We start from the raw sequence: 13,632 nt of genomic DNA, 5'->3' as shown, positions 1-13,632 counted from the left end.
CGTCACAATTACGATTTCGGCCAATCGGCTTGCGCTCGCGGCCCCAACACTGTTCGCTAGCAGTACATTGCAACCCACGACGCTAGGAGGGAACCACCGTGGTCGCCGCGGCGGATGCGCAAAACTTCGCTCAGAAGCTCGGTATTTCGCACGGCATGGTGGTTCAGGAGCTCGGTTGGGACGATGACACCGACGACGAACTGCGTGCCGAAGTCGAGGAAGCAATCGGAGACGAGCTTCTCGATGAGGATTCCGACGAGGTCATCGATGTCGTGCTGATGTGGTGGCGCGACGGGGACGGCGATCTGGTGGACGCTTTGATGGATGCGATCGGCCCGCTGGCCGACGAGGGATTCGTCTGGGTGCTCACCCCCAAGACCGGGCAACCCGGACACGTCGATCCGAGTGAGATCGCCGAATCGGCGCCGACCGCAGGCCTAACGCAGACCTCTGCGGTGAAGCTGGGTGGCTGGACGGGCAGCCGGCTGGTGCAGCCCAAGGCGCGAGCGCCGAAGCAGCGCTGAACCTCCGCGAGTACGGTCCGTCCTGTACAGCAACATTCGATGAATCAGTCAAAGGAACACCGCATGCCGCTCGAGGTTGGCACCACCGCGCCCGACTTCACCCTCAAGGACCAGAACAACCAGCTGGTCACGCTCTCGGACTTCCGGGGCAAAAAGAACGTGCTGATCGTCTTCTACCCGCTCGCGTTCACCGGCACCTGCCAGGGTGAGCTGTGCGCCGTCCGCGACGAACTGCCGAAGTTCGAGAACGACGACAGCGCGATCCTCGCCATCTCGGTCGGCGCTTCACCCACCCACAAGATCTGGGCCGCCGAGCAGGGTTACCTGTTCCCGCTGCTGGCCGATTTTTGGCCGCACGGCGCCGTCGCACAGGCCTACGGCGTGTTCAACGAGGACCTCGGGTTCGCCAACCGTGGCACCTTCCTCGTCGACAAGGAGGGCGTCGTCCGCTTCGCCGAGATGAACGGCCCAGGCGAGGCCCGCGATCAGAACGCCTGGCAGAAGGCGCTCGCGTCGGTCTGATCGGCGCTGGTAGGGACTTACACGGCGAGGCCGGGACCCGGGATTTCCTGGGATCCCGGCTTCGCGGTATCGTCGCTCTCGCGAAATGCGGTTCCCGTCCTGCGGGAGCCGTTCCGGGCGTATAGCTCAGTGGTAGAGCTCTGGTTTTACACACCAGCGGTCGGGGGTTCGAACCCCTCTGCGCCCACCAAGAAGGCCTGATAATCGGCGTACGCCACATGACGATGAGTGTGCTTGGGCCGCAACCCGACCGGATCCGATGAGCCGATTCGGTCCGCCTCTCGGGTCAGCTGGTTTGCCGAGTGCCGGACTCGGTCGCGGCGGTATTCGACTGGGGTGTAAGCACGTCGAGCGATCCGAGCGCATTCTTCACGATCATTTGCAGGCCACTTTCGAAGGCCTTTTACGAGCGCAGGGTGCCGTTCTGGTAGCCCATGAGCTGGTAACAGAGTCGACATGGAAAAGCTCGGAACGCTCGCGCCGGGGTGTCCGGCGCATCGCACGCCGTCCGCAAGTGCCCCAAGGCAATTCGCATAGCGCGAACTCCCGCGGAGTCGGGGCTGTCTCGTCGATGAGACCCGGTTGGGCGCTGGTGACGGGTTCTTGCGGTCTGGCTCAGCGCTTTCCGGAGTGCGTGTCGCGCTCGAGTGCGTACAGCGCCATCCGCTTGTAGGGCAGATCGTGCTCGCCGAGGAACTTGCAGCCGATGAACTCGCACAGCCGGCGCGCGCCGGTGTTGCGGACGTCGGGGTCGAACATCACGCGCTGGCACTGCGGATCGAGCTCGAACAGCCCGGCAATCATCCTCGGCAGTACCCGCGGTGCGAAGCCGCGGTTCACGACCGCCGTGTCTGCGATCGCGGCGTGGATGCCGAGATCCGAAGGATGCGCGTCGTACTTGCGTGCGATGACATCCTGGGCCGCCCGGTAGAACTCGAGGTAGGCGAGCGGCTTGTCCTTGAACGACACGATGAGCGGCCGCGAGTACCCGGTGGCCAGCTGCGCCTCGAGGTGCTTGCGCCACTTGTCGGACGGCCACGCCTGCTCCCAGGCGGTCACCAGGTGGGGGAGCTGCATCCACCCGGTGATCAGCTCCGTATCGGGACCGGATGGATCGACCACTCGTACCCCGTACGGCTCCTCGAGCGCGGGAATCGGTGGCGCGGGCACGGCGAGTACCTCCGGTGCGACATCCCGCAGGTAGCGCGGGAGTACCGGGTCGGCCTCGGTCTGCGTCATCTGTCGTCCTGTCGGTCTCTTCGGAGTATCCGTCACAGCTCGACGGCGTCGCGGTGCGTCGACAAGAGATGCACGTACACCACGGAATTGAGCTTGATCCGCTCGAGCTCCGCCTCGCCGAGTTCGCGGCGCACCTTGCCCGGCACACCCGCCACCAGCGAACCGGGCGGGATTACCGCACCCTCAGGGATCAGGGCATTCGCAGCAATGAGCGACCCGGCGCCGATCTGGGCCCCGTTGAGCACGGTTGCGCCCATCCCCACGAGGACGTCGTCACCGATCGTGCAGCCGTGCAGAGTCGCGTTGTGTCCCACGGAAACCCCCGACCCGATGGTCAGCGGGAAGCCGGGATCCGCGTGCAGCACGCAGCCGTCCTGAACGTTGGTACGCGCCCCGACGGTGATCTCCTCGACATCGGCGCGGATCACGGTGCTGTACCAAACGCCGACTTCGGCACCGAGTGTGGTGCGGCCGATGACCGTCGCATTGGGTGCGATCCACGCGCTCTCATCGATGTCCGGCTTGTGCTCACCGAGTGCGATTCTCATGACGCCCTTCCGCTTATGGCTGCCGGTTGTCGGCGTGCCCGGTTCGAGGATGCCGGATCTGTTGGCCGGGGTGGCAATCAGGCTGTGGCGCTGCCCGCAAACCACCGCCGATCAGCGCCGGGCGGCAAAGAATAGGCTAGCCTCACCTCTGACGCCCTGCCGGACCCCGCGGGTGCGCGCACGATCACCGAAAGACTCTCGCATGCCCGACGCTGTTCGCACTGTCCTCGAAGAAATCTTCCGGGACGACCTTCAGATCGACCTTTCCAAGGTCACTCGTGACTCTCATTTGATCGATGAAGTAGGCCTGGATTCCGTCGCGTTCGCGGTCGGCATGGTGGCGATCGAGGACAAACTGGGCGTCGTGCTGAACGAGGAAGAGTTGCTCGGCTGCAACACCGTGGGCGATCTCGAGGACGTCCTGGCCGAGAAGATGCGGAGCGGGTCGGACCAGGCGCGGCAATGACGCAGGCGGTCACAACAGAAGACGCCCTCATCTCGACTGCCGTGCGGTCGATGACCACGGCCACCGGCGACCTCGTCGTTTTCGAGCCCGCATCCGGGCAGTGGCAGCCGTATCCCTGGGCTCAGGTTCATGCCATTGCGGAGAACGTCGCCGTGCGTGCCCTCGACCGCGTCGGTGCCGCGCCCGGGGTAGTGGGCATCGTGGGCGACCCCACAGTGGAACTTGTGGCGGCGATCCCTGGCGCCTGGCTCGCCGGTGCGGCCGTGAGCATCCTGCCGGGACCGGTCCGCGGTGCCGACGTGCAGCAATGGGCGGCCGCGACGCTCGCCCGGTTCGCGAGCCTCGGTGCGACCGTCGTGTTCGCCAACGGTTCCCAGCTCGCGGCGCTGCGCGAGGTGGAATCTCGGCTACCCATCGAGGATCTGGCCACAGTCGGCCGCGAGTCGCTCGCGTCGCCGCTGCCCATTCCGCCGGGCGATGTGAATGCGCCGGCCGTCTTGCAAGGCACCGCCGGTTCGACCGGCACGCCGCGCACCGCTGTGCTGACGCGGGGAGCCGTGCTGAACAACATCGGTGGGCTCATGCGGCGCATCCGCCTCGACCCGACGCGGGACATCTGCTGCACGTGGCTGCCGATCTACCACGACATGGGCCTCGCCTTCCTGCTGACCGGCGTGCTCAGCGGCGCCTCGATGTGGGTTGCGCCCACGTCGTCGTTCGCGGCATCGCCGTTCCGCTGGCTGAACTGGCTGAGCACAAGCAAGGCCACCTACACGGGCGCGCCGAACTTCGCCTACAACCTGATCGGCAAATACGCGAGCCGTGTCCGCGACGTCGACCTGTCGAGCCTGCGGTGCGCGCTGAGCGGCGGCGAGCCGATCGATTGCGACGGGTTCGGGGTCTTCATCGACCGTATGACGGCGTTCGGGTTCGACCCGTTGTGCGTCGCGCCCTCGTATGGCCTGGCGGAATCCACCTGTGCGGTGACCACTCCGCTGTTCGGCCAGGGCGGGCTGCAGGTCGACGAGGTCGAGGCGGATGTGCCCGGCGCGGGCGCCGTGGTGCGCAAGCACGCGCTGCTCGGCCGGCCGATCGACGGCATGGAGATGCGGATCGTGCCCGCCACCGACGAGCCGCCCGCGCTGCGTGGCCGCGAGGTCGGCGAACTCGAGATCCGCGGAACGTCGATGATGCGCGGATACCTCGGCGAGCCGGACATCGATCCGGCTGCGTGGTACCGCACCGGCGATCTCGGCTACCTCGTCGACGGCTCGCTCGTGGTGTGCGGGCGTGCCAAAGAGGTCATCATGATCGCCGGCCGCAATGTCTTTCCCAACGAGGTCGAGTCCGTCGCGGCACAGGTCAAGGGCGTCCGCGAGGGCGCGGTCGTTGCCGTCGGCATCGGCGCCGGCACCGCGCGGCCCCGACTGGCGATCACTGCCGAGTACCGCGGGCCCGACGAGGCCGGGGCACACGCGGACCTTGTCGCCCGGGTTGCCGCGCAATGCGGAGTTGTTCCCTCCGATGTGGTGTTCGTGCGGCCCGGCACGCTGCCGCGCACGTCGTCGGGAAAGCTCCGGCGGCTCGAGGTGAAGCAGCAACTCGGCGGCTGAGTCGTTACCCGCGCTACGAGCGCGCGGCCCGAAATGCGGCCAGAATCGATAGGGGGCGGATCGGACGGCGCGGGGCGAGCGAAGCGACGGGGTTTGCTCGGCCAACACCCGCGCGGACGAAGGGGCCAGCGATGAAAGTCGGCGTGCCGCGCGAGCTGAAAGATCAGGAATACCGGGTCGCGTTGACCCCTGCCGGCGCGCACGAGCTGTGCAAGCACGGGCATCGCGTCCTCGTCGAGGCGGGCGCGGGCGTTGGCTCGTCGTTCACCGACGCCGACTACCGGCAGGCCGGCGCCGCCGTGGTCGAGTCCGCTGACGATCTCTGGGACGCGGCCGAACTCGTGCTGAAGGTGAAAGAACCCGTCGCCGCGGAGTATTCGCGCATGCGCCGCGACCAGGTGCTGTTCACGTACCTGCACCTGGCCGCCTCGCGCGAATGCACCGACGCGATCTTGACGTCCGGTATCACCGCCATCGGCTACGAAATGGTCCGGCGGGCCGATCACACCCTGCCGCTGCTCGCGCCGATGAGCGAGATCGCCGGGAAGCTGGCCGCGCAGGCCGCTGCCTATCACCTGATGGCGTTCGGCGGCGGAGCGGGCGTGCTGATGGGCGGAGTCCCCGGGGTGCGGCCCGCCGAGGTGGTGGTGATCGGCGGCGGAGTGGCAGGGACCAGCGCCGCGATGGTGGCGATCGGCATGGGCGGGCATGTCACCGTGCTCGACCGCAACATCGACCGGCTGCGCCAGCTCGAGGTTCAGTTCGGTGCACGGCTCACCACGGTCATGTCGAACACCTATGAGATCGAACACGCGGTCACCTCCGCAGACGTCGTCATCGGCTGCGTGCTGGTGCCGGGCGCGCGGGCGCCGCGTCTGGTCGGTTCCGAGACGGTTGCCCGCATGCGGCCCGGGTCTGTGGTCGTTGACGTCGCGATCGATCAGGGCGGCTGCTTCGCCGATTCGCATCCGACAACGCATGCCGCGCCGACCTACCGGGTCGCGGAATCGCTGTTCTACTGCGTCGGCAATATGCCCGCGGCGGTGCCGCACACGTCCACGCACGCACTCACGAACGCGACGTTGCCGTACGCGCTCGCGCTGGCCGAGTTCGGTTGGCGTGCCGCATGTGACGCGGATCCGGCGCTGGCGGCGGGGGTCAACGCACACGACGGTACGTTGCTGTCGCCGGAGGTGGCCGCAGCGTTTGCGTAGCTGGGCGGGCTCGCTCGTTCCGGGGTGAATGGAAGCATTCGTCCCGTTGAACGCAACGAATCTTCCATTCATCGATTGCGGGCGGGTTTCCGAGCTCCGGAGTGAACGGAAGCGTTCACTCCGTTCAACGCAACGAATCTTCCGTTCACGAGCCGCAAATGGCGCGCGGTAGAGGCAGTGCGCAATCACCTGTGCTGCCGCCGCTACGCTCACCGACTGTGCAGCCAGGGACCGGGACCGCGATCGGGATCATGCTCGGTTTCGCGGCCGACCGGTTGTTCGCAGACCCGCGACGGTTTCACCCCGTCGCCGGATTCGGTCAGCTTGCGGCGGCGACGGAATCGCTGACCTACCGCGACCAACGGCCTGCCGGGGCAGTGCACGCCGCCGCACTCATCGCCGGTGCCGCGGGTGCGGGCCTACTGATCGGTCGGGCGGGCGTTCTCGGCACCGCCGCCGCCACGTGGACCGTGCTCGGCGGAACGTCACTTGTTCGCACCGGGACCCGGATGGCCGACCATCTCGACGCCGGTGACCTCGAGGGTGCGCGTGCTCTGCTGCCGTCGTTGTGCGGACGCGACCCGGCCTCGCTGGATGCGGATGGACTCGCCCGCGCGGCGCTGGAATCGATTGCCGAGAACACCTCCGATGCGACGGTGGCGCCGCTTTTCTGGGGCGGCGTCGCAGGGGTGCCGGGCCTACTCGGGTACCGCGCGGTGAACACGCTCGACGCGATGATCGGCTACCGCAACGAACGCTATCTGCGCTTCGGGTGGGCGGCCGCACGGATCGACGATCTGGCCAACCTCGTCCCCGCGCGGGCCGCGGGCTTGCTCACCGCCGCCGCCGCCCCGACGGTCGGGGGACGTCCGGGCGATGCGATCCGCGCGTGGCGGCGCGACGCCAAGGCGCACCCGAGCCCGAATGCCGGGGTCGCCGAGGCGTCGATGGCCGGAGCGCTCGGCGTTCAGCTCGGTGGGCGTACCGAATATCCGCACGGCGTCGAGAATCGGCCGGTGCTAGGCGCCGGACCTGCGCCGACGACGGCGGATCTGCGCCGGGCGGTACGGATTTCGGCCGCGGTGCAGGCCGGGGCAGCGATCAGCTCAGCGGTGCTTGCCGTAGCGGTCGGCCAGCTTCGCCGCGACCTTCGACTCAGCCGTCTCCGGGGGAGTAGGGGCTGACGGCTCGGCCGCCACAGCGACCGCGGGTTCGTTCGCAGGCTCAGTGGGCTGCTTCGCGGAAGTAGCGGCCGCCGCTGCCCGTTCCTTGCGGCGCTCGCGCACCTCCGCGCGCACGAAATAGGCCAAGCCGAGCGGCGCCATGATGCCGAACGCCAGCCACTGCAGCCCGTACGACAGGTACGGACCGGCATCGAGCTGTGGCAGCGCGATCGGCTCGAACGAACCGGGCTGGTCCGACTCGAGCTGCAGATAGCCGCCGACCAGGTCAGTGCCGAGTACCTGGCTCACCTGGCCGGAGTCGACGAAGTACACCTGGCGGAAGCCGTCCTGGACGACCGGGTCCTTGCCGGGGACGGTGCCCTCCGACATGCGCACGCGCCCGCTCAGGGTCTGTGGGCCGGCGGGAGGATCGGCCACCTCGGGCGGGCGAGTGCCATCGACCGGCTTGACGTAGCCGCGGTTCACGAGGATCTCGTGCCCGTCAACGAGCCGGAAACCAGCGAGCACCTCGTACGCCGGTTCGCCGTCCACCGAGCGCAGCCGGACCAGGACCGTCGAATCCGGCACATAGCTTCCGGTCGCGGTTACCCGCCGCCACTCATCCTCCGGCGCCGCGCCGTCCTCGCCGATCAATTGCTCGATCGGGATTTGCTCGGCGTCCACCGAGGCAGCGATGCGATCGTTGCGCTCCGAGGTCGACGAGTTCTTGCCGAGCTGCCAGGGGGCGAGCACGGTGAAGCACAAATACGCGAAGGCGCCGACGAGCAGGGCGAGAATTACCCAGCCGGGTCGGAGCAGAAATTTCAGCCTTCGCACGGTTCCACGGTAGCGGTCAGCTGATCGCGCACCCACGCCAGCAGGCCCGGCACTGCGGCCTCCACCTGCGCGAGCACCGCCTCGAACTCGGCGTCCGCGCCGTAGTACGGGTCGGCGACATCGTTGCCGTCGGCGTCGGGGTCGAAGCTGCGCAAAAGCCGAACGCGGTCGAGCGGCACGCCCAGTCGGGCGAGGGCGCGCTGATGTCCGGTGTCGAGCGCGACGACCAAGTCGGCGTCGAGATGGTCGCGGCCCACTTGCGCCGCACGGTGATCGATCGGGTAGCCGTGCCGGCGCAGCACCGCGCGGGCACGGTTGTCCGCGCCCTCGCCGACATGCCAGTCGCCGGTGCCGGCACTGGTCACCCGGACGCGATCGGCGAGACCGGCCTCTTCGATCCGGTAGGCGAAAACCTTGTCGGCGATAGGGGAGCGGCAGATGTTGCCGGTGCAGACGAATGTCACATGCAGCGAGTCGTGCGCGGCGAGGTCAGCCACCGAGCACCGCCGCGAGTTCCGTCGGATCCCCGACCGTCCAGGCCGCGTCCGCGCTTTCGTCCTCGGTTCCGTAGCCCCACCGCACGAAGACCGTGGGGATGCCCCACTGCGCGGCGCCGTGGACATCGTGGTCGCGGTCGCCGACCATCGCGACATCCGGCGTCCCGCCATCGGCCGCGGCAATCGGAGTGATCCCGAGGCTGCGCAGCGAGTGCTCGATGACATCGGGCTTTGCGCGGCGCTTCAGATCGTCGGACGCGCCGCCGATGAACTCGAAGTACTGCGACAGCCCGAAGTGGTCGAGGATGCGGACGGCGAACCGCTCGGCCTTCGAGGTCGCCACCCCGAGGCGGATGCCGCGGGCGTGCAGATTCGCCAGCACCGGTTCGATACCAGCGAATACCTCGTTGTTGGCCCAGCCGCCGCCTGCGTCGTAGCTGTCGAAATAGGCGGCGATGGCCCGCTCGCTCCGCTCGGCATCGAAGCCGAGCTTGCCGAAGGTGTCGATCATCGGCGGGCCGACCACCTCGGCGATCAGCTCATCGGAGGGCTCGGGCGCACCGACTGTCGCGAGCGCATGCCGAAAACCCGCGATGATGCCCGCCGCCGAGTCGGTCAGCGTGCCGTCGAGGTCGAACAGCATGACCGGCGCGGGCAGATTCAGCGGCGCCGCTGGCACGGTGGTCAGCGGGTTGGTAGGAGAAAGCACGTATGCCATTCTCCCGTGTCGATGATTTGCGTGCCGAACAACCCCGGCGGACTGACAGGTTCCACCAGCGCGCGGATCTAAGGTGAGATCCGTGCACGAGACCGAGCGCGACCTGCTGCGCCACCACGGAGACGTCGAGGTGGCGCCGGGAATGCTCGACTTCGCGGTGAACGTGCGCGGCGAAGGCCCACCCGCCTGGCTGCGGGAACGGCTCGCGGCGAAGCTCGCCGGTCTGGGCAGGTACCCGAGTGAGGCCGAGGATCTCGCCGCACGCCGCGTCGTTGCAGCGCGCCACGGCCGTGACCCCGACGAGGTTCTGCTCCTTGCCGGTGGGGCGGAAGGGTTCTCCCTGCTGCCGCGCCTGCAGCCCCGGCTCGCGGCGCTCGTGCACCCGTCGTTCACCGAGCCGGAACTCGCGCTGCGCGAGGCCGGCGTCGACGTACAGAGGGTGATCCTCGACGCGCCGTACCGGCTCGATCCCGCGCTGGTTCCCGATGCGGCCGACATGGTGGTGCTGGGCAACCCGACCAACCCGACATCGGTGCTGCATCCCGCCGAGCACGTTCTCGCGCTGCGCCGCCAGGGGCGGCTCGTGGTGGTCGACGAGGCATTCGCGGACGCGACGGTGGACGAGGTCACCGGGGTGGCCGAGCCGCAGTCCGTCGCCGACCTGTCGCTGCCCGACGTACTCGTGCTGCGCAGCCTCACCAAGACCTGGGCGCTGGCCGGATTGCGCTGCGGGTACGCGCTCGGCGGGCCTGAGGTGCTCGAGCGGCTGAAGCAGGGCCGGGCGCACTGGCCGCTGTCGAGTTTGCAGGTGGAGGCGATTGCCGCGTGCAGCGAGCCGGACGCGGTGGCCCAGTCGCACGCACAGGCTCGCGCGATTGCGGCCGAGCGGGTCGTCATGGCAGGTCTCCTCGCCGAAGCGCCCGTCCGGATCGCGCTACCTGCCTTCGGCCCCTTTCTGCTGTTGGAGGTACGCGACGGCGAGCTCGTTCGAAAGCGGTTGCGGGAGAGAGGAATCGCGGTGCGTCGAGGTGACACGTTCCCGGGGCTGAGTACCGATCATCTGCGCGTGGCAGTGCGCACGCGCGACGACGTGGTCCGGCTCGTGGACGCGCTACGGCAGGTGTGTCGATGAGCGCGACACTCGCCGACCTGATCGCAGCGATGGATGCGGCCTATCCGCCCGCGCTCGCGGAAAGCTGGGACTCGGTTGGCCTGGTGTGCGGTGACCCCGCCGAGGCAGTGAGCCGGGTACTTCTCGCGGTGGACGCTACCGACGCCGTGGTCGACGAGGCCATCGCCTGGGGTGCCGAGGCGCTCGTGGTGCATCACCCGCTGCTGCTGCGCGGTGTCGACACCGTAGGCGCGCACACCGCCAAGGGCGCACAGATCCACCGGCTGATCCGCGCCGGATGCGCGCTGTTCACCGCGCACACCAACGCCGACTCGGCCGACCCCGGGGTCTCGGACGCGCTGGCCGACGTGCTCGGCCTGATCGATACGAAACCACTCGAACCGGCACCCGTGGAATCGCTCGACAAGTGGGTTGTCATGGTGCCCGAGGCCAACACGTCGACGGTTCAGGCCGCGATGTTCGACGCAGGTGCCGGGCTGATCGGGGATTACCGCGAGTGCAGCTGGCGGGTGAGTGGGACCGGGCAGTTCCGGCCGCTGCCCGGCGCGAACCCGGCGATAGGAGCGGTCGGCGAGGTCGAATCCGTTGTCGAGGACCGGGTCGAGATGGTCGCCGACCGGCGACGGCGATCCGCCGTGCTCGCCGCATTGCGTGAGGCGCATCCCTACGAGGAACCCGCCTTCGACGTGTTCGAACTCGCCGATATCCCGGGTCGTACCGGGCTGGGCCGGGTCGGCAGGCTGGAGCGGCCCGAGTCGCTGCGCGAGTTCACCGCGCGGGTGCGGGCAGGGCTGCCTGCCACGTCGTGGGGCGTGCGGGCGGCCGGTGACCCCGATGCACAGGTGCAGGTGGTCGCAGTGTGCGGCGGCGCGGGTGATTCCCTGCTCGACTCGGTCGCCCGGCTCAGCGTCGACGCGTACGTCACCGCGGACCTGCGCCATCACCCGGCCGATGAGCACCTGCGCCGCGGCGGGCCCGCGTTGATCGATGTCGCGCACTGGGCAAGTGAGTTTCCCTGGTGCACGCAGGCCGCCGGGGTGATCGAGTGTGCGCTCGACGACGTCGAGGTGCGGATATCGACGATCCGTACCGATCCATGGACGCTCGGCGGCTGCTGAGCGCCGCGGAGTACGGTGGTTGCTCACACCATGACCCGGTGGCGACAACCGACTGCCGGGCTTTCAACAATTTCAGCCCAGCCCAACTTCACAGCCGCGAACCGCAGGAGCCGTGTCATTTGAACGTCGAACCCCAGATCCAGGCCAAGCTGCTCGACCTCGCGGCGGTCGATACCGAGATGGCGCGAATCGCGTACCGGCGCAAGAACCTGCCCGAGCAGCAAGAGGTGGATCGGCTCGAAGGTGAGCGGACGTCGCGCAAGGACGCCGCAGTAGCCGTGGAGATCGTGCTCGATGATCTGGACCGCGACATCCGCAAGCTCGAGGGCGAGGTGGACGCGGTGCGGCAGCGCGCGGAGCGCGATCGCACCATGATGGAGAGCGGCTCGGTCGGCGCGAAGCAGCTCGCGGAACTGCAGCACGAACTCGGCAGCCTGGAGCGACGACAGGGCATCCTCGAAGACGAGCTGCTCGAGGTGATGGAACGGCGCGAGGCGAGTGAAGCCGATCATCAGCACGCCGGTGCGAACCTGAGCCGAGTCGAGGAAGAGCTGATCGAGGCGGAGCGCCGCCGCGATGAGTCGGTCGCGGATCTCGATGTCGCACAGAACCGTTGCGTGAACGACCGCGAGTCCCTCGGCGGTGCCCTGCCCGGTGAGCTGCTGGCGCTGTACGAGCGCGAGCACGGCAAGCACGGTGTGGGTGCCGCGCTGCTGCAGGCCCGCCGCTGCGGCGCCTGCCGAATCGAACTCGATCGCGGCGAGATCGCGCGGATCGCCAACACCCCGGCCGACGCAGTGGTGCGCTGCCCCGAATGCGGCGCAATCCTGGTACGTACCAAGGAATCGGGGCTGTGACCCAGGAGCGGGTCGTCGTCGAAGCGGACGGCGGTTCGCGCGGCAACCCCGGGGTTGCCGGTTACGGCTCGGTCGTACTCGATGCCGACGGCGACACGGTGCTCGCGGGCCGGCGCGGCTACCTCGGCATCGCGACCAACAACGTTGCCGAATACCGCGGACTGATCGCCGGACTCGAAGCGGCGGACGAACTCGGCGCGCGGCGGGTCGCGGTGCGGATGGACTCCAAGCTTGTCGTCGAGCAGATGTGCGGCCGCTGGAAGGTCAAGCACCCGGACATGATTCCGCTCGCCGCGCGGGCCCGTGAACTTGTGGCGCGGTTCGACGATGTGACATTCGAGTGGATGCCGCGGCTGCGCAACAAGCGCGCGGACAAGCTCGCGAACGAGGCGATGGATGCCCGCGACGAGACGGTCGAGCGCGTGGATCTTGCCGAGTTTGCCGAAGCCCCGGCGCTCGAAACCGCTGTCACGGCACCAATTCCGGAGCCGGATGATGCCGCGGGCGCGCCGGCGACCGAAAAGGAAGCTGCCGCGCCCGGCTGGACCGGTGCCATCGGCCGCCCGACCCGGCTGCTACTGCTGCGGCACGGACAGACCGAATTGTCCGTGCAGCGGCGGTATTCCGGCCGGGGCAACCCTCCGCTGACCGAACTCGGCCGGGATCAGGCGCAGTGCGCGGCCCGCTGGGTTGCCGAGAAGGGCGGTATCGCGGCCGTGGTGTGCTCGCCGCTCGGCCGGGCCCGTGAGACAGCCGAGGCGGCCGCTCGCGCGCTCGGGCTCGAGGTCGAGATCCATGAGGGCCTGATCGAAACCGACTTCGGTGATTGGGAGGGCCTCACCTTCTCCGAGGCATCGGTCCGCGACCCGGAGTTGCACGGTCGCTGGCTGGGTGACACGTCCGTGCCACCACCCGGCGGTGAGAGTTTCGACGAGGTCCGCGAGCGGATCGAGGCCGTGCGTGATGATCTGGTCGCGCGCTACCCGGCCGCCAATGTTCTGGTGGTCACGCACGTGACGCCGATCAAGACGCTGCTGCAAATGGCGCTCGGTGTAGGTCCGGAACTGCTGTACCGGCTGCACCTGGACCTCGCGTCGCTGTCGATCGCCGAGTTCTACCCGGACGGTGGCGCTTCGGTGCGGTTGGCCAACGGAACCGGGCACCTCGACGGCTGAGCCGCCAGT

General features: G+C 68.5%; 15 protein-coding genes and 1 tRNA gene. 11 read left to right on the top strand and 5 right to left on the bottom strand.

The features are described from left to right. Positions 1–98 precede the first annotated feature (98 nt). From A8G08_RS02520 to A8G08_RS02510, 3 genes are all read left to right on the top strand, one after another. Positions 99–524 carry a DUF3052 domain-containing protein gene (locus tag A8G08_RS02520; protein WP_068269645.1) on the top strand — a complete coding sequence of 142 codons (426 nt, stop codon included), beginning with the start codon at positions 99–101 and terminating at the stop codon, positions 522–524. Between the two features lie 63 nt (positions 525–587). Beyond that, entirely contained in the window at positions 588–1,046 is a 459-nt protein-coding gene (locus A8G08_RS02515) for a peroxiredoxin (protein ID WP_068269643.1), read from the top strand. Positions 1,047–1,161: 115 nt separating this feature from the next. Next, a tRNA-Val gene (locus tag A8G08_RS02510) sits at positions 1,162–1,236 on the top strand. A 425-nt stretch (positions 1,237–1,661) separates the two neighbouring features. Here the strand turns inward: A8G08_RS02510 and A8G08_RS02505 are convergent. Both A8G08_RS02505 and A8G08_RS02500 read right to left on the bottom strand, forming a co-directional pair. Beyond that, the gene (locus tag A8G08_RS02505) at positions 1,662–2,285 is read right to left on the bottom strand and encodes a GNAT family N-acetyltransferase (RefSeq protein ID WP_068269641.1); all 624 of its coding nucleotides are present in this window, start codon (positions 2,283–2,285) and stop codon (positions 1,662–1,664) included. Between the two features lie 32 nt (positions 2,286–2,317). Continuing rightward, the gene (locus A8G08_RS02500) at positions 2,318–2,833 is read right to left on the bottom strand and encodes a gamma carbonic anhydrase family protein (RefSeq protein ID WP_068269714.1); all 516 of its coding nucleotides are present in this window, start codon (positions 2,831–2,833) and stop codon (positions 2,318–2,320) included. Positions 2,834–3,005: 172 nt separating this feature from the next. Here A8G08_RS02500 and A8G08_RS28400 point away from each other — a divergent pair, with 172 nt between their 5' ends. From A8G08_RS28400 to A8G08_RS02480, 4 genes are all read left to right on the top strand, one after another. Then, the gene (locus tag A8G08_RS28400) at positions 3,006–3,299 is read left to right on the top strand and encodes an acyl carrier protein (RefSeq protein ID WP_425394522.1); all 294 of its coding nucleotides are present in this window, start codon (positions 3,006–3,008) and stop codon (positions 3,297–3,299) included. Further along, complete coding sequence (mbtM, locus tag A8G08_RS02490) at positions 3,296–4,912, top strand: long-chain-fatty acid--ACP ligase MbtM (protein ID WP_068269634.1); 1,617 nt, start codon at positions 3,296–3,298, stop codon at positions 4,910–4,912. Before A8G08_RS28400 ends, mbtM begins: the two co-directional genes overlap by 4 nt. Positions 4,913–5,043: 131 nt before the next feature. Next, positions 5,044–6,126, top strand: coding sequence for an alanine dehydrogenase (gene ald, locus A8G08_RS02485; RefSeq protein WP_068269631.1), 1,083 nt, complete (start codon positions 5,044–5,046; stop codon positions 6,124–6,126). Between the two features lie 251 nt (positions 6,127–6,377). Then, positions 6,378–7,310: a cobalamin biosynthesis protein gene (locus A8G08_RS02480; RefSeq protein ID WP_068269713.1), complete on the top strand. Its 933-nt coding sequence runs from the start codon at positions 6,378–6,380 to the stop codon at positions 7,308–7,310. On the opposite strand, the gene A8G08_RS02475 is transcribed toward A8G08_RS02480, so the two are convergent. Genes A8G08_RS02475 through A8G08_RS02465 form a run of 3 tightly spaced genes read right to left on the bottom strand, consistent with a single transcriptional unit; the run spans position 7,233 to position 9,341 of the window. After that, on the bottom strand, positions 7,233–8,126 hold the full coding sequence (locus tag A8G08_RS02475) for an SURF1 family cytochrome oxidase biogenesis protein (protein ID WP_068269629.1): 894 nt from the start codon (positions 8,124–8,126) through the stop codon (positions 7,233–7,235). The genes A8G08_RS02480 and A8G08_RS02475 overlap by 78 nt on opposite strands. Continuing rightward, positions 8,114–8,623 carry a low molecular weight protein-tyrosine-phosphatase gene (locus A8G08_RS02470; RefSeq protein WP_068269627.1) on the bottom strand — a complete coding sequence of 170 codons (510 nt, stop codon included), beginning with the start codon at positions 8,621–8,623 and terminating at the stop codon, positions 8,114–8,116. The genes A8G08_RS02475 and A8G08_RS02470 overlap by 13 nt, the downstream gene beginning before the upstream one ends. Continuing rightward, a complete protein-coding gene (locus A8G08_RS02465) occupies positions 8,616–9,341 on the bottom strand; it encodes an HAD-IA family hydrolase (protein WP_187344418.1) in 726 nt (241 codons plus the stop codon). The genes A8G08_RS02470 and A8G08_RS02465 overlap by 8 nt, the downstream gene beginning before the upstream one ends. Before the next feature lie 142 nt (positions 9,342–9,483). Between A8G08_RS02465 and cobC the strand changes: the two genes are divergently transcribed. From cobC to A8G08_RS02445, 4 genes are all read left to right on the top strand, one after another. After that, entirely contained in the window at positions 9,484–10,473 is a 990-nt protein-coding gene (gene cobC / locus A8G08_RS02460) for an Rv2231c family histidinol phosphate aminotransferase CobC (RefSeq protein ID WP_483757002.1), read from the top strand. After that, the gene (locus tag A8G08_RS02455) at positions 10,470–11,591 is read left to right on the top strand and encodes a Nif3-like dinuclear metal center hexameric protein (RefSeq protein ID WP_068269624.1); all 1,122 of its coding nucleotides are present in this window, start codon (positions 10,470–10,472) and stop codon (positions 11,589–11,591) included. The genes cobC and A8G08_RS02455 overlap by 4 nt, the downstream gene beginning before the upstream one ends. A 119-nt stretch (positions 11,592–11,710) precedes the next feature. After that, the gene (locus tag A8G08_RS02450) at positions 11,711–12,448 is read left to right on the top strand and encodes a zinc ribbon domain-containing protein (protein WP_068269711.1); all 738 of its coding nucleotides are present in this window, start codon (positions 11,711–11,713) and stop codon (positions 12,446–12,448) included. Beyond that, positions 12,406–13,623 (top strand): bifunctional RNase H/acid phosphatase, encoded by a 1,218-nt coding sequence (locus A8G08_RS02445; RefSeq protein ID WP_068269623.1) that lies wholly within the window; start codon positions 12,406–12,408, stop codon positions 13,621–13,623. The genes A8G08_RS02450 and A8G08_RS02445 overlap by 43 nt, the downstream gene beginning before the upstream one ends. The last annotated feature ends 9 nt before the right edge of the window (positions 13,624–13,632 follow it).

Origin of the sequence: Aldersonia kunmingensis (assembly GCF_001646865.1) — a bacterium.
Lineage (GTDB): Bacteria > Actinomycetota > Actinomycetes > Mycobacteriales > Mycobacteriaceae > Aldersonia > Aldersonia kunmingensis.
This window is presented reverse-complemented; position numbering and strand designations above follow the sequence as displayed.